General features: G+C 47.0%; 14 protein-coding genes. All 14 read left to right on the forward strand.

The window, feature by feature from the left end; all coding sequences use genetic code 11:
* Positions 1-38: 38 nt before the first annotated feature.
* Positions 39-764, forward strand: a complete 726-nt coding sequence (locus tag MHI21_RS04880) for an ATP-binding cassette domain-containing protein (RefSeq protein ID WP_342419556.1) — start codon at positions 39-41, stop codon at positions 762-764.
* Positions 757-1,428, forward strand: a complete 672-nt coding sequence (locus MHI21_RS04885; RefSeq protein ID WP_013308947.1) for a methionine ABC transporter permease — start codon at positions 757-759, stop codon at positions 1,426-1,428. The genes MHI21_RS04880 and MHI21_RS04885 overlap by 8 nt, the downstream gene beginning before the upstream one ends.
* 277 nt (positions 1,429-1,705) lie before the next feature.
* The gene (locus tag MHI21_RS04890; protein ID WP_342419557.1) at positions 1,706-2,563 is read left to right on the forward strand and encodes a MetQ/NlpA family ABC transporter substrate-binding protein; all 858 of its coding nucleotides are present in this window, start codon (positions 1,706-1,708) and stop codon (positions 2,561-2,563) included.
* Positions 2,564-2,909: 346 nt separating this feature from the next.
* Positions 2,910-3,329 carry a hypothetical protein gene (locus MHI21_RS04895; RefSeq protein ID WP_341162185.1) on the forward strand — a complete coding sequence of 140 codons (420 nt, stop codon included), beginning with the start codon at positions 2,910-2,912 and terminating at the stop codon, positions 3,327-3,329.
* A 15-nt stretch (positions 3,330-3,344) separates the two neighbouring features.
* On the forward strand, positions 3,345-8,312 hold the full coding sequence (locus MHI21_RS04900) for a DUF4132 domain-containing protein (RefSeq protein ID WP_342419558.1): 4,968 nt from the start codon (positions 3,345-3,347) through the stop codon (positions 8,310-8,312).
* Positions 8,313-8,542: 230 nt separating this feature from the next.
* A complete protein-coding gene (locus tag MHI21_RS04905; protein WP_342419559.1) occupies positions 8,543-9,037 on the forward strand; it encodes a GNAT family N-acetyltransferase in 495 nt (164 codons plus the stop codon).
* 195 nt (positions 9,038-9,232) lie between these two features.
* Positions 9,233-10,216, forward strand: coding sequence for a Gfo/Idh/MocA family oxidoreductase (locus MHI21_RS04910; protein WP_342419560.1), 984 nt, complete (start codon positions 9,233-9,235; stop codon positions 10,214-10,216).
* Between the two features lie 509 nt (positions 10,217-10,725).
* The gene (locus MHI21_RS04915; RefSeq protein ID WP_342419561.1) at positions 10,726-13,455 is read left to right on the forward strand and encodes a glycoside hydrolase family 3 C-terminal domain-containing protein; all 2,730 of its coding nucleotides are present in this window, start codon (positions 10,726-10,728) and stop codon (positions 13,453-13,455) included.
* Between the two features lie 175 nt (positions 13,456-13,630).
* Positions 13,631-15,148, forward strand: a complete 1,518-nt coding sequence (locus MHI21_RS04920; RefSeq protein WP_342419562.1) for a glycoside hydrolase family 30 beta sandwich domain-containing protein — start codon at positions 13,631-13,633, stop codon at positions 15,146-15,148.
* 851 nt (positions 15,149-15,999) lie between these two features.
* Positions 16,000-17,001, forward strand: coding sequence for an iron-siderophore ABC transporter substrate-binding protein (locus MHI21_RS04925; protein ID WP_342419563.1), 1,002 nt, complete (start codon positions 16,000-16,002; stop codon positions 16,999-17,001).
* Between the two features lie 93 nt (positions 17,002-17,094).
* On the forward strand, positions 17,095-18,108 hold the full coding sequence (locus MHI21_RS04930; RefSeq protein WP_165179418.1) for an iron ABC transporter permease: 1,014 nt from the start codon (positions 17,095-17,097) through the stop codon (positions 18,106-18,108).
* Entirely contained in the window at positions 18,105-19,148 is a 1,044-nt protein-coding gene (locus MHI21_RS04935) for an iron ABC transporter permease (protein ID WP_061830587.1), read from the forward strand. The genes MHI21_RS04930 and MHI21_RS04935 overlap by 4 nt, the downstream gene beginning before the upstream one ends.
* A 13-nt stretch (positions 19,149-19,161) precedes the next feature.
* Entirely contained in the window at positions 19,162-19,983 is an 822-nt protein-coding gene (locus tag MHI21_RS04940; RefSeq protein ID WP_025722914.1) for an ABC transporter ATP-binding protein, read from the forward strand.
* Entirely contained in the window at positions 19,952-20,734 is a 783-nt protein-coding gene (locus MHI21_RS04945) for an IucA/IucC family C-terminal-domain containing protein (RefSeq protein ID WP_341162178.1), read from the forward strand. Before MHI21_RS04940 ends, MHI21_RS04945 begins: the two co-directional genes overlap by 32 nt.
* The last annotated feature ends 25 nt before the right edge of the window (positions 20,735-20,759 follow it).

Below are 20,759 nucleotides of genomic sequence, written 5' to 3' on the forward strand. Positions count from 1 at the left end.
TTTTCCCGCAGAAATGGATCATCAGGAGGCCAAGTTTCATGATTACGCTGCATCAGGTAAGCAAGCATTATACCACCTCAAGCGGCCAATTTCATGCGGTTCAATCCGTGTCCCTTCAAGTGGAGGAGGGGGAAATTCACGGTATCATAGGTGCCAGCGGTGCCGGTAAGTCTACGTTGCTCCGGTTGATGAATGTATTGGAAAGGCCGGATGAGGGAAACGTGGTTGTAAACGGGGAAGATTTGACTCGCATGCCGGAAAAACGTCTCCGTGAAGCGCGGCGATCGATAGGGATGATTTTTCAGCATTATCATCTTGTTCACAATCGGACGGTCAGTGGAAATGTGGCAATGTCGTTGGAGCTGGCAGGTGTCGCGAAAAAAGAGAGAGCGGAACGTGTGCGCGAATGCCTGCAATTCGTCGGTTTAGCTGATAAAGCAGAACAGTATCCGGCACAACTGAGCGGAGGCCAAAAGCAACGTGTGGCGATAGCCAGAGCGCTGGCGAATCGACCTGCGGTGCTGCTGTGTGATGAGCCGACCTCGGCGCTTGATCCGCAGACGACCGCGGATATTCTGGGCGTGTTACGGGAGATCAACCGGGAACTGGGAGTTACCATTGTAATCGTAACGCACGATATGGACGTGGTACGCAATATTTGTACCCGTGTATCAGAAATGCGGGATGGGAAGCTGCTTTCAACGCAGCGTGTAGCTGACACTGCGGTAGATTCAACAGCGGGAGCAGGTGAAGCTGATGAATGAAATGCTGAGCATCATTGCGCAATATCAGTCTGAGATATGGAAAGCCATCGGAGAGACGTTTATCATGGTGGGGATTTCTATCGCAGCAGCTGTACTGTTAGGGCTTCCGGCAGGAACGATTTTGTATTTGTGTGGTAAAGGGCAAAAATATGAAAATCGACTGCTGTTCACCCTATTGAATAGTGTGGTCAATGTTATCCGCTCATTCCCATTTTTGCTGCTCGTCGTGTTTATGATTCCATTTACACGTCTGGTCGTAGGGACGGCGCTGGGCACGATGGCTGCAACGGTTCCCTTGTCAGTGGTGGCCATCGCCTATTATTCGAGGCTGGTGGAGCAATCATTGCTCGAGGTGCCCAAAGGTGTAATTGAAGCCGCTACTTCTATGGGGGCATCCACCCTCCAGCTTATTTTTAAATTTCTGTACGTGGAGGCTCGTTCCGGGCTTGTACTGGGTTTGACCACGTCCACCATTAGCTTCATCTCCTACTCCACGGTGATGGGCATTGTGGGCGGCGGCGGGGTAGGTGATTTTGCCATCCGCTACGGTTACCAGCGTTTTGAAACAGGCTTGATGGCGTTCACCATCGTTGTCATGATTATTTTCGTACAAACGATCCAGTTCACCGGAAGCACCATATCCCGCCGGATCGACAAGCGGTAAGGTGGAATTGTAACTTTCACTATACTTGCACAACTCACTATGGGAAATAAAAATGACTTTACAGTACCTCAAAAGCGGAGCGGGCAGAATTGTTCTGGAGAAGCGTCAGCGTTCGCCTTTGAAACGGGATTCTAACCTATAAATTGTGTTACAAATCAGAGAGAATCCCATTTCAACAGCGATCAGAAGAACAATCTGCACGTGAAGCGGCTGCGGCTCCCACTGTAACTCATTTTTTATCTTCCTAATCACAATTTACTTGGAGGTTCCTCATCAAATGAGTCGGAAAAACAACATGAAAACGAACTTGAAATTACTTACACTATTTGCTGTCGTTATACTACTGGTTGCTGGATGCGGTGGTCAAAAGCAGGCTGCTCCAGAAACACAGTCTAAAGAAGCAAATTCCCAAAAAGAAGTGACCCTGAAAGTAGCAACGCTAATCCCACCGATGACAGATGTGCTGGATATCGTGAAGCCGCTGCTTAAACAGGACGGAGTCAATCTGGAAATCGTCGTGCTTTCAGACAATATCCAACCGAACAACGCATTGGCAAGCCGGGAAGTAGATGCTAACTTCTTTCAGCATGCTCCTTTTATGCAACAATATAATGAAAGCAACAAGTCTGATTTGGTGGCGATAAAACCTATTTACAACGCCATTTACGGCGCGTACTCCAAAAAATACAAGAACGTTAAAGACCTGCCCGAAGGTGCGACTATTGCCATTGCCAATGACCCGGCCAATACTGGACGTTCTTTAGTAATGATGGAGCAAAACGGTTTGATCAAGCTTAAAGAAGGCGTAGGCTATAATGCTACACAGGCTGATATTATTGAAAATAAGAAAAAATTTGTGTTTAAAGAAGTGGATTTGTTGATGCTAGCGCGGTCACTGGATGATGTGGACATGGCTGCCATGTATCCCGCATATGCCAAGCCGCTCGGTCTGACACCGAAGAAGGACGCGCTGATTACCGAAAAAGACGATACGCACTTTGCCATTAATCTGGTAGCGCGTAAGGATAATGCAGATTCCGATGCTATTCAAAAGCTGGCAAAGCGAATGACTGGACCGGAAGTACGTAAATTTTTTGAGGACAATTACAAGGATAGCGTTGTTCCAGCATTTTAAATAAATAAGTATGTTGAAACATCGTTTTATGATGAAATACGACCTGTATAATGGAAGGAAGTCTGTGAAGAGCAGATGGTCTCCCTTGTGCAGGTCTTTTTTTTCATCCTTAATATGGAAAGGAATTCTCGAAAACAGGGTATAAAGTCTTATTTTTTAAGGTTTTAGGGTGTTGCACCGCTGCGAATTTTGGTCATAAAGGGCGATGGAGTAATGATAAGGAACATATTAAAATAAAAATACGAACAAACATTCGTTTTCGATTTCGTTAACGGTGTTTTTATATAGGTCAAAAAATTCAGCTGACAACGGGCCAAAAGCGTGAGTAAAAAGGAAGGGGAACGACATGAAGCTGTTTGTAACTGTAAAAAGTTTGGGAAAGCGCAAGCCCGCACTCGCACGACAGGAAATAGAGCTGAGTCCTGCTCCAGAAACATTGCGAGATTTGATTACTGCAACCGTTGCTCTGAATGTTCAAAAGCTGCGGGAAAAGCAGGAGAGTGTCGCGCTGATTCCGTTCCTTACGGGAGAAGAAGTTCAGGCACAAGGCGAGATAGGCAAAGTAGGATTCGGTTCTATATATAATGATGGTATCCCGGATATTAAGGATGCCGTGAACACGGCGATGCAGGCATTTGAAGATGGTTTATACAGAGTTTTTGTATGTGACGAGGAAACTATTGAACTCGATGCTCCTTTGTCACTTAAGGATGGGAATGAGATTGTATTTATACGCTTCACAATGCTGGCTGGAGGCCTATGGTAGAGGGGGAAACGAAACATGCATCAAGAGAACAATGAGCAAGAATATTTCACCACACTGAAGGAGCGCGCAACGCAACTGGATGGACCACAACAGGAGTTGGCTCAGTATGTTGTGGAACTAGGTAAGCTTCATTACATACAGGAGGACGAGGAGCCATTTAACGAATGTCAGCGAATATTAAAAGAACGAGCGACAGAAAGCGGAGAACCGCTGTTTAAGCCACTGACAGAGGTATTACATGCTCTAATTGGACAAACAGCGGGCGATGTATTCTCACATCTAACGGAGCATGTGACTGAATATCCATACAGCACAGGGTATGCGCGCAAACCGTTTCGCACTTCGGATATTACGGCCCATACTTCCCGGGTTTATAAAAGAATGGTGCAGTTGATCCGAATGGACTGTATCGGGTTCTCCGTAATGGATTATTTAACAAAAAAGGATTATGAACCAGGCAGAGATTATCGGATTCAGGAAACGATTGGTGACTGGATTGCTTATGAGCTGGATCACGGTAATTCACAGGTGCTTGAGGCGTTAAAAGCTATTATTTATGGGGATAATCAGGCGGCGTTACTTACGCGCAATATGATTAAAGGCATGCTCCTGAGTCATCAGGAGGAGAATTATCGCATGATCGGCGAGCTCTTGGCAGCCGCCAAACTCCAGGAGGGATTGCGCCAAAGTATCGTGGAACAAATGGATGAAGGGACCCCGGAGGCTCTAATATATCTGTTGAAGGTAATCATCGACCAAGGCTTCATTCGTTACAGTTCGGTGGTGCGGGCGCTTGCAGTATGGACGGGCATGGGCTTGGAATCCGCCAATCAGCGGGTCGTTCGCCAACTGATCGAGCAGGCATATGAAGCATTGACTCGTAGTGAACTGCGCCAGGAATGGCTGATCAGCTCAAATGCTAATGAAGTTTATATGAGTTTGTGGGCTACGGCAGTACATGAGGAACGTGATTTGTATGGACAGGTTCGAAAACTCATGGAGCAAGGAGCAACCTACCAGAAGATCGTAGCACTGTATGTACTGTCTAACAGTGACAACAAGGATGTGCGCCTCGGAATTGCGAGAGAATATCTGGATGAAACGGACCAAGAGCTTCAATATTGGATACTGACGAACTATACAAGCAATTATTTTTATGAATGGGTAGAAGGCGGGACGGTCGCGGATCGGATCGTTAAAGTGGTGCGTACTCCTTTGCTGGAGAGCAAAGAGGAGCGGCGTAAAGATTTTGAACGACTTCATAACCTGTTTGTACATATGAAAAAGGGTGAGTCCACCGAGCCCTCCAAGGTGCTGGATTTTGTTAATCTGTATCACCGCTCAGATGCACCTATTCAAAAAATGCTGTATCTCGCTGGTTATGATATGGATGCTTCCTGGATTGGGGAAATCATAGCCTTAAAGGAACAGATTAGCCCTAATCTGCGTGGCGAACTGTTGAACCATTTTGTGCAAAAACCTGAGGATGCGATACAACGTGATTTTATTTTTTCCAGTTTGTCTGACAAAAGTATGAGTATCCGTGAGTTCGCTGTGGCCAAGGCACGTAAGCTGACGCTGTCGGAACCAGAAATGCAACAAATGGAAGCCTTATTAAAGCTCAAGACGGGATCGTTGCGCCAAAGTGTCATTGGTGTGCTGCTCTCACAATCGGAAGAGCCGCTCGCTGGCTCATTGGAACGCTTGCTGCGTGCTAAGGCGGAGCTGCAACGATTGGGTGGACTGGAAGTATTGACGAAGATATATGCAGACCCGGATCGTGCCGAACAGTATGAAAGCCTGCGGACTTTGGCGGATATCATTCAGCAACCTACAGCCAAAGAGGAGCAACTGCTGTCCAAGCTGGGACAGGAGGATGCTTTTACAGGGGCTAATGGTTTTGCACTGTACGATCCGAATGTCAAGGAAGCTTGGTTGGAAGAGAAAGTTGATCTGGGTGATTTTCGATTGGCCGATGTTTTTGTTAGTCCATTGGAGAAGCTCAAGCAGTTCTTGAGTGGACTGGACGAGCTTGTTCATCATCATCGTGATGTGGAATATACTGCGGAGTATTATTCGGGCTACAAAGATACATTGCTTATTGGGACGAACCTTCGCCCTCTACGGCTGGTTCAGATCGATGAAGAAGTAGATTCCAGACTGTCTTTATATCCTCTCTATGAGCAGTGGGACCGTTATTTGCAGGAAAGCGGCATGGAAGCGCGTGAACTGCTGGAGCTTGTTTTTTATGACCGATTAGAGCCTATGGACCGAACGCTGGATCGCTATTATCGATACTTTTCTTTTAACATGGACTATTCAGAACAAAGCAAGCACAAGCTGCTGGAAGGATGGCGTAAAGATTTCGCTGAGCAAATGTATCCTTTGGATCGCATTAACGAGGTACAGAAGTGGATGGCAGAACTGACCTATTCCGATCAGGTAAGCACATTAGTTAATGCTTATTTTATGGACACATCCGGTGACCAAACATTTGACGTAATTGACCTTGCTTTAAATTCACTAATGCAAGGCATGCCTAAGGACAGACCTGAAGAGGATATGGGAATGCTCCATCTATTGTCTGGCCCGTGGGTGGCACTGGAGAAGGGGCAGGTTCATGATGGTGAGTCCTTTAAGCGCTTTTTCCATACCTTTGTGAACTACGCAGAACTGCCAGGAGCGGAAAATCGTTTTTATTCTCCGCTGGATCTGGAGGATTATTTCAAAGCATATGAAAAAGGGTTGATCGGTGTAGGGGAAGTGTATCGAGAGCTGTTGGCCGGTAGTGAAAGCAGAAGACATATGAGTTCCTTAACCAATGCCCGCAATACATGGATTTCTAGCAAACATGAATTTTTGGAAATACGTCGTACGGTTATTGATCGACTGCTAGAGGTTGAATTGGTTCGAGGCGATTTGCCTACCGAGGCTACGCCAAAGGTTATGGGATTGAGCCAATTTGAAGGTATGGATTATTTCATCCGTATTCTGGAGGGTCTCGACAAGGAAACGTTTGTGCGTGGTTATGTGTACGGCTACGGTGATCGTATTACCAAAAAAGAATCCTTCAGCCACTTGCTCAAAGCATGTTATCCGAGTGATGGCGAGAATGCCACGTTGCTCAAGGAAAAGCTGAAGAACACTAAAATTACAGATAAACGTCTGCTGGAGGCGGCTATGTATGCACCGCAGTGGATTGAGATTGTAGCAGACTATCTCGGTTGGGAAGGGCTTCGCAGTGCGGCATGGTATTTCCATGCGCATATCAATGAAGGTTTTTCGGCCGAGAAGGAAACGATTGTAGCTCATTACTCGCCGATTGCTCCACAAGATTTTAATGATGGTGCCTTCGATATTCACTGGTTTCATGAGGCCTATGAGACGTTGGGCGAGGAACGTTTTGACCTGCTGTACGATTGTGCCAAGTATATTTCGGCTGGAGCCAATCATCGTCGATCCCAGTTGTTTGCAGATGCGACGCTGGGTAAGCTGAAACGGAGTGAAATGGAAAAATCAGTGGAGGACAAGCGAAACAAAGACCATTTGCTGACCTACAGTCTGATTCCACTTGCTCAGCCGCCTGAACCAGATATACGCGAACGTTATGATTTTATCCAGAGGTTTCTGGAACAAAGCAAAAAATTCGGGGCACAGCGTAAGGCCAGTGAGGCACTCGTTTCACGGATTGCGCTCGGGAATTTGGCACGTAACGCAGGCTACGATGACGTAACCCGTCTCGTATGGGACATGGAAGCTCGGAAGCTGGATGATCTTCGGTCTTATTTTGAGCCACATGCTTTGGACGAGGCTACAACGGTGCAGCTCGTCATTGATACTGAAGGAGCGGCAGATATTGAAATTGTCAGCAAAGGCAAGACGCTGAAATCCATTCCGGCTCGTTTCAAGAAGGATGAGTATGTTACGTCGCTGAAGGAGCTTAAAGGTGATCTGGTGGATCAGTACCGCAGAGCTCGCAAAGAATTGGAACGCTCTATGGAGTCTGGTACGACCTTTATGGTGAAGGAATTGAGAGGATTGCTGGGTAATCCTGTACTTGCTCCGTTGGTGCGGACACTGGTTTTCAAGGCTGATGATCATCTCGGATATTTTAATGAGGAAACGTTGGTATTGACGGCTCCTTTTGCTGAACAGCATACTATAGGAGAAGAGGACAAGCTGATTATTGCTCATCCCCTTCATTTGTTCGAAAGTGGTCGTTGGAGCGACTTCCAGAAGGACTTATTCGACCGCCAGATACGCCAGCCATTTAAGCAGGTGTTCCGTGAGCTGTACTTGCTGAATGCTGATGAACGTGCAAATGCGACCGTTTCCCGTCGATATGCAGGACACCAGGTACAGCCGAATAAAACGGTATCCCTGTTGAAAGGACGGCAATGGACGGTCAGCTATGAGGACGGACTTCAGAAGGTGTACTATGCTGAGAATCTGATTGCGAACCTGTATGCCATGGCGGACTGGTTCTCACCAGCGGATACCGAGGCTCCTACACTGGAGACAGTGCAGTTCTTTGATCGGACAACGTATAAGAGCGTACCGTTGAACGAAGTTCCTCCTGTTCTGTTCTCCGAAGTTATGCGGGACGTGGATCTGGTCGTCAGTGTTGCCCATGTAGGTGGCGTTGATCCAGAGGCCAGTCTGACGACCATTGAAATGCGTAGGGTGATTGTGCAGGAATCACTTCGCTTGCTGAAAATTAGCAATGTACGCTTGGATGGGAATTATGCACGTGTAGATGGGACTCTTGGCGAATATGCTGTGCATCTGGGAAGCGGGGGTGTCTACAAGCAAGCGAAGGGAGCACTGCATATTATCCCGGTGCATTCGCAGCATCGTGGACGCATCTTCCTGCCGTTTCTGGACGAGGACCCAAGAACAGCTGAGATTCTATCCAAAGTTGTGTTGTTGGCCGAGGATCAGAAGATCAAGGACCCGCAAATTCTTACACAGCTTCAAGCGTAGAATAGAATTCTGATATATATAGATTCATAATTAACTCAACGTTCGCACCTAAACAATGATTTCGCATCCTCGACTGTGTAGGTGGAAACTTAGTTTAGTTGCGGAGGTTGAGTTATTTAATATTGAGCGTTTATCGAGCACGAATAAGGAGATATGGGTAATATTTTAGGTTCTGTGGTTTGATAGGAACCTAACAGTATAACAATTGACGATCATAGGAGAACACAACGATGTTTAAAAGTATCTTTCTAACAGAGTACACAACTGAGTATCAATCACAAGTTGTTGATTTAATTTTACATATTCAAAAAGATGAATATGGTATCGCCATAACCAAAGAAGATCAGCCAGATTTGCTTGATATTGAAAACTTTTATCAGCGTGGTAACGGCAACTTCTGGGTGGCTCTTAGTGAAGGAAACGTAGTAGGGACTATAGCTTTGTTAGATATTGGGAACCGTAAGACAGCACTCAGAAAGATGTTTGTAAAACAAAACTATAGAGGTAAAGCCTTTAATGTTTCGAATCAATTATTACATCATGCCATAGAGTGGGCCAAGGAACGGTCTGTTGAAGGAATCTATCTTGGAACAACACCACAATTCGTAGCAGCTCATCGTTTTTATGAGAAGAACGGCTTTGTTAGTATAGCTCTTGATGAATTGCCAATTGGCTTTCCAGTTATGAAAGTGGATAAAAAATTTTATAAATATACCATTCGATAAATGGCCTGAATCAAGACGATCCTGAAGGAAATTCCTGCTCAAAATTGACTTATTGTTTGCCTCGCTGCCTTCCTGTCGAGCTGTAATACAAACTGTCGCCGAGCAGGAATTTCTTTTGTTTAGGGCAGGCGTTTGCTAGAATAAAAGGGTATGTTGTAAGTCAACGTTAACCAAATTGCTGGGAGGGACACACGTATGAGCAAAAAGATTAAATGGGGAATTGTCGGCACAGGCTGGATCTCAGATCAATTTGTAGCGGATTTGGCGCATGTTACGAATGGAGAAGGGTATGCTGTTGGATCACGCACTATTGAAAGCGCTACCGAATTTGCGACTAAGCATCAAATATCAAGGGCTTACGGGAGCTATGAGGAATTAGCACAAGATCCTGAGGTAGATGCTATTTACGTAGGGACTCCTCATCCTTTTCATAAAGAAAATGTTCTGACGGCTCTTCGGGCGGGGAAAGCGGTCTTGTGTGAGAAACCCTTCACCGTCAATAGCAAAGAATTGGAGGAACTGATCGGCTTTGCACGTGAGCGTAAGCTATTCCTGATGGAAGCAATGTGGACACGTTTTTTGCCTCCGATTCGCCAAGTGCGGGAGTGGATATATGCGGGACACATTGGTGAGGTAAAGCTGGTTAAGGCGGAATTTGGTTTTCGGATAGATTGGAACCCAGAGGGGCGGCTTTTGAACCCTGAGCTGGGCGGAGGTGCTCTATTGGATGCAGGGATTTATCCAGTTTCTTTTGCTTCAATGGTCTTCGGCCCTGAACCTGAGCATGTATGGAGCACTGCTCATATCGGGGAGACAGGCGTTGACGAGACATTTTCGATCTTGCTAGATTATGGAAAAGGACGCACGGCTATGCTTAACGGGGCAGTCCGTCTCGGATTGACGAATGAGGCATACATCCATGGAACAAAGGGCTATATCCACATTCCGTCATTCCTGAACAGCACATCGGCTACTTTAGTTGTGGACGGTGAAGAGGCACAAAACTTTCAGGATGACCGATCCTCTACAGGCTATGCCTTTGAAGCAGAAGAAGTCGGGCGTTGCTTGAACGAAGGCTTGCTCGAAAGTTCTACTATTTCTTTGGATGAATCATTAGGAATTATGAAACTGATGGATCAGATTCGTTCACAGTGGGGGCTTCGGTATCCGTTTGAATAATCACGTTAATTCCAGGGACCTTTCAGGTTCTCTGGAATTTTTTTGTTTGTGGGTGTTTTTTATACCAGGATTTTGAAAAATCCTCATACATAAGTATTTCCAATTCCCAAATCGCGACTTTGGTCGCACGATAGGTAACGCCATATGAGTCAATCAAGAGTGGGACATATGAATCATTTTTTGTGATTTTAATTAGTTAAAAAATCGTCATTAAAAAGTTACAAAAGTGTAATTTTATTATCAGTTAACTGAATTGTGAGCGCTCTCTTTTTATGGAGAAGAATGAAGGTCCTAGTGCTGTACTTCCAAAAACTTTCAATGAAATTTTCGAAAATGTACGGTAGGGTGGTAAACGTGTCACTTGAGCCATTGCGGCTTTTGCTGACTTGCTTGCTTATCCCGTGGCTCTGGATTCTTGTCGGAGCTCGCAGGATCGAGAGCCAAAGCAAGCCTGTGAGAGTTGAATAGACATTCACCTCATGACCTAACATCAAGGAGGAGTTACAAACGTGAAAGTGAAATCAACATGGTTGTTCCGTATGGTGATGATGACAGTTATCGCGGCTGTTGTGATCGGACCTATGAATATTGCAGGAGCGGCAGGAAGCCAGACAGATCGGCCTTGGATGAACACGGCCCTGTCGGCTGAGAAACGGACAGCGTTGCTGCTGCAAGAAATGACGCTGGAAGAAAAAATAGATTTAGTGACTGGTAAGGTCAACAATTACTATGGATTTTATAATAATTCGATGGAGCGGTTGGGTATTCCGGCGCTGACGATGGCAGATGGACCTGCGGGTGTGCGCATCGCCAATCCAGATGTGCAGGGCAAGCAATCTACTGCGTTGCCTGCTCCAATTGCGTTGGCTGCAACGTGGGATACCCAAGCTGCCAAACAGTATGGTGATTTGATCGGAGACGAGGCTTTTAATACAACTCATAATGTTGCGCTTGGACCGGGGATGGATATTGCCCGTATTCCATGGGGATCGCGAAACTTTGAATCTATGGGTGAGGACCCGCTACTGCAATCGCAAATGGCGACCGCTTATGTCAAAGGTATACAAAGCCACCCTGTTTTGGCGACTGCGAAACATTACCTTATGAATAATCAGGAAACGGAGCGCTTCACGACGAATGTCAAAGTCAGTGACCGTGCGTTGCATGAGATTTACATACGCCCGTTCCAAGAAGTCATCGCCAAGGCAGATTTGGGAGGGGCCATGTGCTCCTTTAACAAGGTCAACGGCGAGTCTGCTTGTGAGAACAAAACTCTTTTGACAGACCTCTTGAAGAAGGAGCTGCAATTCAAGGGCTTTGTGATGAGTGATTACGGTGCGAACCTGAGTACAGTCGAATCAGCAAATAGCGGATTGGACCTGGAAACACCGGGTACACCATATGGTAAATGGGGAGATCAGCTGCTGGCGGCTGTTAAGAATGGCAAGGTAAGTGAAAAAACGATTGATGATAAGGCTGGGCGCATTCTGGTGCAAATGTTCAGCAAAGGTCTATTCGATCACCCGGCTCAAAATAATCAAATTGATGCCCGTGACCATGGCAAAGCAGCCCGTCAATTGGCTGAGGAAAGTATGGTACTGCTTCAAAATAAAAACAATGCATTACCGTTGTCTAAAGATAAACTCAAGTCCATTGCTGTGATTGGCCCCGATGCAGATAACGGCACTGTGGCAGGCGGAGGCAGTTCGTTGGTGAACCCGACGTATACCGTGAGTCCGTTAGAGGGCATCCGCAATCGTGTCGGCAAAGGAGTTACCGTCCAATATGCACCGGGCACAGACCCGATCTCTGCAGGAGACATTATGCCAGGGCCATCTGCTGTTCCGTCTTCACTGTTGACTACATCTGATCAGAAAGAGGATATCAGTGTTGGATATGCGACTTATGGAGATGGCGAACAGGGGCTTCGAGGCGAATACTGGAAGAATAACAAGATGGAAGGCAATCCGATTCTTGTACGCAATGATGACCAAGTCAATATGAACCTTGGATTTTATAATTATCAGGGCTTCAATGCGAAGTCCCCTAAAGTTCCAAATACACCAACGACACTGAACGGCTTGATATCTGCACGCTGGACAGGGGCTATTGCAGCTCCCAAGGATGGTGACTATGCATTGTCATTAACCAGTTTGGGATCAAGCAAGCTGTATCTCGACGATAAGCTTTTCGTGGACAATCAAGGTGAAAAGCTGGGCACTACGAAGAAAAGCATCTCCCTTAAAGCGGGTGAAAAGCACAAGATACGTATTGAATACCGCGCTGATTATCCGACAAATGGTCGTGATTCCGGTGGTATGGTTCGTCTGGGCTGGGAACCTCCGCCAGATACGTCAGATAAGTTGATTGACAACGCTGTGAAATTGGCGAAAAAATCGGATGTTGCGATTGTTGTTACGCGTACGTATGAGAGCGAAGGATATGTTGAGTGTTTCGATATGGAACTGCCGAACAATCAGGATCGGCTAATCCGTGCAGTTGCGGCTGCAAATCCGAAAACTATTGTCGTACAAATGAGCGGCAGAGCCGTGCAAATGGATACCTGGCAGGACAAAGTCTCTTCCATCGTACAAGCATGGTTTGCTGGACAAGAGCAAGGGAATGCTATAGCACGCGTCTTATTCGGGGATGTGAATCCTTCGGGTAAGTTGCCGGTAACCTTCCCGGTTAACGAGCAGTCTACACCCGTGTCCTCACCAGAGAAGTTTCCGGGTGTGAACGGTATAGGTGACTATTCAGATGGTATTTTTGTAGGCTATCGTGGGTATGAGAAATCGGGTATTCAACCGGCGTTCTCCTTTGGACACGGTTTATCCTATACGACATTCGGATATAGCGATCTGAAAACAAAACAGCATGCGAGTGGAAAAAAATCCGATCGTACGAGTTCCGTCGAAGTTTCGCTAAAATTGAAGAACACGGGCAAAACAGCCGGAGCTGAGGTTGTACAGGTGTACAACGGTAAGCTTCCGACAAACGTAGAGACTCCATCCCGTCAACTGGCAGGCTGGTCCAAGGTAGAATTAAAGCCGGGTCAAGAGAAGAAGGTTCGCATTGAGCTCGACCCGAAAGCTTTCTCATATTGGGATGAAAAGTCCAAAGCATGGGTTATGCCAGCGGGTGAAGTGCCCATTTATGTGGGCAGTTCCTCTCAGGATTTACGACTGACAGGAAGTGTTACGATTCCGGCAACCTCTACAGAAAAGGCAAAAAAGTAATCCCGTTACATTTGTTTTAAAATGGTTATATTCAAGAGAGCGCGGGCACAAGCACCGGCTCTCTTTTTGCTATCGGTATGTAAACGTCCAACAGGTATGCAAAGGGAAACCCAAGTGAAAGCTGAAATAGTAGGGAGGATGGGGACAGGATAATGATGGGGAGAGGAGGATATAGATGAAAAAACTCCAAAAGCAACGACGTACTGACATCTGGCTGCTTATAGCTGCAGTAGCCATTTTGATCTGTGCGGTCCTGGCCAGTATGGCTATACGGAATGTTCCGGAGCCGAAAGCAGAAAATAACGTCAACATGTGGCTAACAACACCCGATCCGGCGAATCGCCTAACCCAACAAACCCCGATCCGTTGGGATAGGGATCACAGTCAAGAAAATGCAGCGAATGCGGATACACTGACGATTGAGATTAAGCCAGATATTCGTTACCAGACGATGGAAGGGTTTGGAGCAGCGGTGTCCGGTTCGTCCGCATACCTGATGAATTATGGCATGTCTGCCAATCAGCGTGATCAGCTGCTAAATGATTTGTTTACAGCTAGTGGCATTCAACTAAGTTATATTCGCCATACCATTGGAGCCTCAGATTATTCCGTAGATGAACAGGGACAGCCTGGTAGCTATACCTATGACGATATGGCAACAGGCAAGGACTATGAGCTGAATCATTTCTCCATCGCCAAGGATCGGGATGTGATCGATGTGTTGAAGCAAATCCTGAGAAGAAACCAGGATTTAAAGATTATGGGAACCCCATGGACAGCTCCGCCCTGGATGAAATATGGGGAGCAGATTTATAACGGCTGGTATTTGGATTATACCGATCCGCGCGTCTACCAGGCGTATGCTGACTATTTTGTTCGTTATCTACAGGCTTATGCGAACGAGGGAATTCCGATTCAGGCGATTTCCATTCAAAATGAGCCAGAATTCACGACGCCCAAGTATCCCAGCATGAGTATGGGAGCAGCAGAACAGGCGAATTTTATTAAACAATATCTGGGTCCCACCCTAAATCGAAACCATTTATCTACTCACATTATTGCCTTTGACCATAATTGGGATACAGGGAGCGAATATGCCAAGACCGTGTTAGGAGATGAACAGGCTCGAAACTATACGCACGGAACGGCCTTTCATTGCTACAAAGGAGAGCCCACAGCGATGACAGATGTGCATAATGCTTTTCCTGATAAGCCTGTATATATGACAGAATGTAGTGGGGGAGCGTGGAGTCCGGGCTTTGGAGATGATTTGAGCTGGGATATGTCCAAGCTGATCATTGGTGCACCCCGAAACTGGTCGCAAAATGTCCTCTTTTGGAATATCGCACTTGACCCGTCCGGGGGTCCAACCAATGGGGGGTGTACCAACTGTAGAGGTGTAGTGACCATCGACCCGTTAAGCGGTGCAGTTACGAAAAATGTGGAGTACTATGCAATTGGGCACGCCAGCAAATTTGTCCGTCCAGGTGCGGTACGTATTGATTCTACACATTATAGTGGAAGTATCGAAACGGTTGCCTATCGCAACCCCGACGGTACGCTTGTCCTGATTGCCGCCAATACGGGAGAGAACACAAAGACATTTAAGGTTCGGCAGGGAAATAAGGTTTTCAAATCTACCCTTCCATCCAAGTCCGCAGCTACCTTTCAATGGAATCCTACGGTTTCCTGATATGGTGTACATCAACGTTTTATAGAAGTTTTAGAGCGCTTAGCCCATCTGGCTGAGCGCTCTTTTTTCATTTGCTACAAAATCCAGACTGCGAAAAAAATTTTTATTATTGTTCAGAATTGGTTCAGAGGCGGATGATAAGATCTTTTCACTAATAACAAGAATGAACCGTTTGGCAGCCATTCTGGTGAATGTGTTCCAATCGGGTGAACGGACGGGTATCCTTTCTCGTATCGACGGGTCGCATCGTGCTGCAATTGTTTTACAATCGAGAATGTGACTTCTCTCATAAGATGGAAGGATATGAGCTGGAGGTTCACCAATTCATGAAAAACACGAACCGTATGAACGTATCCAGCATAGCGCTATATCCGGTTAATCCAGTAATACCGTATCTGATCATAAATAGCTCCTTTTACGATTTCATGGATGTGACGAATGTTGCCTATTTTAATCAAGAGGGTCATTTCTATAACCCAAATGAATTTAATACGGTCGCATATGTACTCAAATATCATGAAACTATACCCGAAAGGTACTTATCAATATGTAGGCAGGCATACACCTTAATCGGTGTGTTTGTCTGAGCTCGCTGTCTTTTGAAGACAGGTCATGAATTCTTATAAAGGTGTAACCCATCAACTATCGTGGGTTACGCCTTTTTGTATACTGAGCATATTGTATTCATCCAAGCCTTTACTGTACAAGGAGATTCTCAACATGAAACCAGGGGCATGGGGAGTTCTTCCGCAGCAGTATCAATATGCTTGAACAATGTACTCAACTGAATTACAATACAATTGATAATGATTTTTAATATCAATTAGGATGAAAAGGGGGAGTTGGACTACATGTTTGGATTGACCAAAAAGCTACATATTTATATAGCACTTATTCTGATGATATCGGTGCTGGCTGGTTGTGCCTCAGGTGGAACTACAGGGACAACAGACCCTTCAAGTAAGTCTGCAAGTGGTGATGAGAGCAATGCAGCAGGCAGTGGTGCGGACGAGCAGACCAGAGTTATCAAACATGCCATGGGTGAAACGACAGTTAAGGGAACTCCGAAGAGGATTGTAACCTTGTTCCAGGGTGCCAATGATGTTGTTGTTGCACTTGGTGTTAAGCCAACGGGTGTTGTGGAATCCTGGGTTCAGCAACCCGTATATAAATATTTGAGAGATGATCTGGATGGTGTGACGCAAGTAGGTCAGGAATCACAGCCGAACCTGGAAGAGATCAACAAGTTGAAGCCGGATCTAATCATTGCCACCAAAACAAGACATGAGGATATCTATGATCAACTGTCCCAGATTGCTCCAACGGTAGTTACCGAGACTTTGTTTGACTGGAAAGAGACGGTAAAGACGGCTGGTGAAGCGATGAATATGAAGGAACAGTCGGACAAGTTGCTTGCTGATTGGGATGCAAGGGTAGCGGATTTTAAAGGCAAAATGGGTGACCGTCTTCCCATTGAAGCGACTATTACGAATTTTAGAGCCGATCAGGTTCGCATTTTCTATATGGGATACGCCGGAAAAATATTGAAAGAGCTTGGATTTACCAGACCGCCTGGACATGATGAAGACACCTGGGGGGTGGAGTTGACTTCGAAAGAGAACATCCCGGATATGAACGCAGATATGATCTTCAACTTCAATTCAGGCACGGAAACAGAAGCTATTGAGAAAAACTATAAGGATTGGACCAGCAGTCCGCTCTGGAAAAATCTCGATGCAGTGAAGAATAATAAGCTAGTACAGGTTGATGAAGTGGCCTGGAACATGGGGGGCGGATACACATCGGCCAACATGATGCTGGACGACCTATACAAGCAGTTCAATCTGAACTAATGGGAGCAAGACCTGCCATGTACCAGGACATTCGTATACGAAGCGTATGGGCAGGCAGGTCTTTTTGCATTTCACGGATGAAAGAGTGAGAATATGTTTCCCCTTTTTACGAAGGCAAGTACGAAAATTTATGGACTATCCGGCTTATTCATTTTGTTATTACTCGCCTGTGTAGCCAGCATGATACTGGGGCGTACACACATAACATTTCAAATAGCAGTGAATGCACTACAACACTATGACGAAAGCTCAGTGGAGCATGTCGTACTTCTGACGGAACGTTTGCCACGCACAATTATTGCCGCTGTTGTTGGTGCAAGTTTGGCGGTGGCGGGAGGACTCATGCAAGCGCTAACTCGTAATCCGCTCGCTTCACCAAGTGTGTTTGGGATCAATGCGGGTGCCATCTTTTTTATCGTTATTGCCATCGTGGTGCTGTCGGTGTCCTCGCTCAGTACGATGATGTGGTTTGGTTTTGCCGGGGCAACCATCGCAACAGTGATTGTGTACGCGCTTGGGTCCATCGGTCGTGATGGTCTGACTCCCATCAAGATTGTGCTGGCGGGTACCGCTATCTCTGCACTTTTTGCTTCGTTCACACAGGCAATCCTGGTGCTGGATGGAACGGGATTACAGGACGTGTTGTTCTGGCTTGCAGGTTCAGTGAGCGGTCGGACACTTGACATGCTGTATCCTGTACTGCCATATATGACGGTTGCCGCTGTGATATCCCTGTTTATGGGCCGGGCGATCAATCTGCTTTTGACCGGTGATGATATCGCCAAAGGCATGGGACAGAACGTGCTACTGGTTAAGGTACTTATGGGAACCGTTACAGTATTGCTGGCCGGTGGTTCTGTTGCGGTGGCCGGTTCGATTGGTCTGGTAGGATTAGTCGTACCGCATATCATGCGGGCGTTTGTAGGCAACGACTACCGCTGGCTTGTTCCCTACTGTATTCTGGGCGGCGCCATTTTGTTATTGGCGGCGGATGTGGTTGCACGGCTGATCATCATGCCGCAGGAAGTTCCGCTTGGCGTTATGACTGCGCTCATTGGTGGTCCCTTCTTCGTCTATATTGCCCGCAAAGGGGGGACGAAGATATGAGGAAGATGATTACTTTTCGCAATAAAAAAGATACGTTATCCTTGCAAATGGAGCGCAAATCGCTGCTCATTATCGGAATCTGTATGGTTTTGATATTGATTGCATCCATTGCAGGAACCAGTGTGGGTAATGATTTTATATCTCCGCTGAATGTGCTGCAGACGATTTTCGGTCTGGGCGCAGGCGATCATGACTTTGTCGTGTTGACGCTAAGGCTGCCGCGTGTGCTGTTATCGTTGCTTGTGGGTGCAGCACTAGGCATGTCCGGTGCCCTCTTGCAGGGGATTATCCGTAATCCGCTCGCTTCACCGGATGTGATCGGGATAACGGGAGGAGCTGCCGTTGCCGCTGTAGGTTTTGTCACCCTGCTGGGTGGAACCATCAGTATCAAGCTGTTGCCGTTGTTTGCCATTGTGGGGGCGATGATTACCGCAATCATCATTTATCTTCTTGCCTGGAAAAAAGGAGTTAGCCCGATTCGACTAGTGTTGATCGGAATCGGAGTGTCAGCCATTACGGGGGCCGGGACGACCTTCATGCTGATCCTTAGTCCATTCTATACGGCTGGTCAGGCGTATATCTGGCTGACGGGGAGTGTGTATGGCGCATCGTGGACCGATGTTAGAACGATCATCCCGGTGATTGTAATCGTGCTTCCGTTGGCGATCTGGTTTGCCCGGAGTCTGAACGCACAGGAATTCGGGGATGATCTGGCCACCGGGCTGGGGGTCACTGTACAGCGTCATCGTTCAGCGCTGCTACTGTGCAGTGTACTGCTGGCCGGGGCTGCTGTAGCTGTCGCGGGGACGATTGGTTTTGTCGGTCTGATTGCGCCGCATATTGCCCGGAAGCTGGTAGGGCGCATGTTTGGCAGCATGCTCATCGTTTCGGGACTGGTCGGTGCCCTGCTTGTGTTTGCTGCTGATCTGATTGCCCGTACGGTATTTCTGCCGCTCGATGTTCCGGCAGGGGTATTTACCGCCGGGGTAGGAGCACCGTTTTTCCTGTATCTGTTGTTCAAGAATCGAAATCAGTTTTGAGGAGGAGAATGCTGTGAGTATTCTGGAAGCCAAGGACCTTACGATCGCCTATGGCGCAGAGCCTATTATAGAGAATTTGAACCTGACTATTCCCAAGGGGAAAACTACTGTCCTGATTGGCAGCAACGGTTGCGGGAAGTCCACCTTGCTGCGAACGATGGCGCGACTGCTGAAGTCCAGTTCAGGCTCGGTACTGCTGGATGGCGAGGAGATTGCGAAGTTGCCTACCAAGGAAATTTCAAGACGTATGTCCATTCTGCCGCAAGGTCCTTCTGCTCCAGAGGGACTGACGGTAAACCAACTGGTTCGGCAAGGGCGGTACCCACACCAGACATGGCTGAAACAGTGGTCCTGTGAGGACGAACGCATGGTCAGGCTTGCGTTGGAATCCACCCATCTGACTGCTCTGGCTGATCGGCCCGTGGACGCATTATCTGGCGGACAACGCCAGCGCGCCTGGATTGCGATGACACTCGCACAGGGAACAGAAACCCTGCTGCTGGATGAACCAACGACTTATCTGGATATGACCCATCAGATTGATATTCTGGATCTGCTGTTCGATTTGAATGAACAGGAGGGGCGCACCATAGTGATGGTGCTTCATGATCTGAATCTTGCGTGTCGCTATGCTCACCATATTGTGGCTGTCCACAACAAGTCCATCTACGCGGAAGGAAAACCGGAAGACATTGTTACGCAGGACATGGTCCGCGCGGTCTTCCAGATGGAGTGCGACATTGCGGTTGATCCGCTGTTTGGCACACCCATGTGCATTCCGCACGGGAAGGGAAGGAAGTTAAATGAAACCACACGCTACAGCCACTTGGCTTGATGATCAAGAGATGCAGGCCTTGGCTGCCGAATACCGTCTGACCTGGGAGCCTTCGACAGATCGTACATTTTCGATGCCATTTACGGACTTGCTGGACCCGTCCAAAAGCCTGAACTATTTGCAAGGGGTGAGAGGCATCTTTGAGACGGACTCCGAAACGGCTACTGTATCGCTCTTTGCTAAACGATATGCTTACTTGATCACAGCTTCGGGTCTCTATGCCATGTCACGCTTCAACAAAGGCCTGAATTATGAGATTGCCAACGGCACGATTGAATCCAGTTATCACGGAGAAGCATGGCTTCCCAAGGCTAGGCTGACCGATTGGCAGACGACCTCACCAGAGGCGGATCAGCGTGACGTATGGAGAGATCAGGTGATTGAACAGATGTTCGCCGGCAATCTGGCCAAGGTATGGCAATCGCTGTCCAAGGCAACCCGGATTTCCCGTTCAGTCCTGTGGGAGAACACGGCCATTTACGTATACTGGCTCTATGAGAACAAGTTTGCCGAAGGAGCCACGCCTGAAGAAAAGCAGCGTGTCGAAGAGGACTTCCATTATCTAATTTGTGATGCACCTGCGCATCTCTTTGGTGAATCCCGTAACCCGCTCAAGCAGTTTAATACGCCCAAACGGGCAACAGCTGTCTCAGATACACCTATTCGTGTACGCAAAACTTGTTGTTACTATTATCTCGCGGCAGATGATCCAGAAGATTACTGCCCTACCTGCCCCAAATTAAAGCATTAATACCGATGATTATCATCCACATCCC

Source organism: Paenibacillus sp. FSL H8-0168, from assembly GCF_038592955.1.
Taxonomy (GTDB): Bacteria; Bacillota; Bacilli; order Paenibacillales; family Paenibacillaceae; genus Paenibacillus; species Paenibacillus polymyxa_B.

What these genes read in the sequence shown, in the direction of transcription:
- MHI21_RS04880 (WP_342419556.1), top strand. Translation starts at nt 39, where the DNA reads ATGATTACGCTGCATCAGGTAAGCAAGCATTATACCACCTCAAGCGGC.
- MHI21_RS04885 (WP_013308947.1), top strand. Translation starts at nt 757, where the DNA reads ATGAATGAAATGCTGAGCATCATTGCGCAATATCAGTCTGAGATATGG.
- MHI21_RS04890 (WP_342419557.1), top strand. Translation starts at nt 1,706, where the DNA reads ATGAGTCGGAAAAACAACATGAAAACGAACTTGAAATTACTTACACTA.
- MHI21_RS04895 (WP_341162185.1), top strand. Translation starts at nt 2,910, where the DNA reads ATGAAGCTGTTTGTAACTGTAAAAAGTTTGGGAAAGCGCAAGCCCGCA.
- MHI21_RS04900 (WP_342419558.1), top strand. Translation starts at nt 3,345, where the DNA reads ATGCATCAAGAGAACAATGAGCAAGAATATTTCACCACACTGAAGGAG.
- MHI21_RS04905 (WP_342419559.1), top strand. Translation starts at nt 8,543, where the DNA reads ATGTTTAAAAGTATCTTTCTAACAGAGTACACAACTGAGTATCAATCA.
- MHI21_RS04910 (WP_342419560.1), top strand. Translation starts at nt 9,233, where the DNA reads ATGAGCAAAAAGATTAAATGGGGAATTGTCGGCACAGGCTGGATCTCA.
- MHI21_RS04920 (WP_342419562.1), top strand. Translation starts at nt 13,631, where the DNA reads ATGAAAAAACTCCAAAAGCAACGACGTACTGACATCTGGCTGCTTATA.
- MHI21_RS04925 (WP_342419563.1), top strand. Translation starts at nt 16,000, where the DNA reads ATGTTTGGATTGACCAAAAAGCTACATATTTATATAGCACTTATTCTG.
- MHI21_RS04930 (WP_165179418.1), top strand. Translation starts at nt 17,095, where the DNA reads ATGTTTCCCCTTTTTACGAAGGCAAGTACGAAAATTTATGGACTATCC.
- MHI21_RS04935 (WP_061830587.1), top strand. Translation starts at nt 18,105, where the DNA reads ATGAGGAAGATGATTACTTTTCGCAATAAAAAAGATACGTTATCCTTG.
- MHI21_RS04945 (WP_341162178.1), top strand. Translation starts at nt 19,952, where the DNA reads ATGAAACCACACGCTACAGCCACTTGGCTTGATGATCAAGAGATGCAG.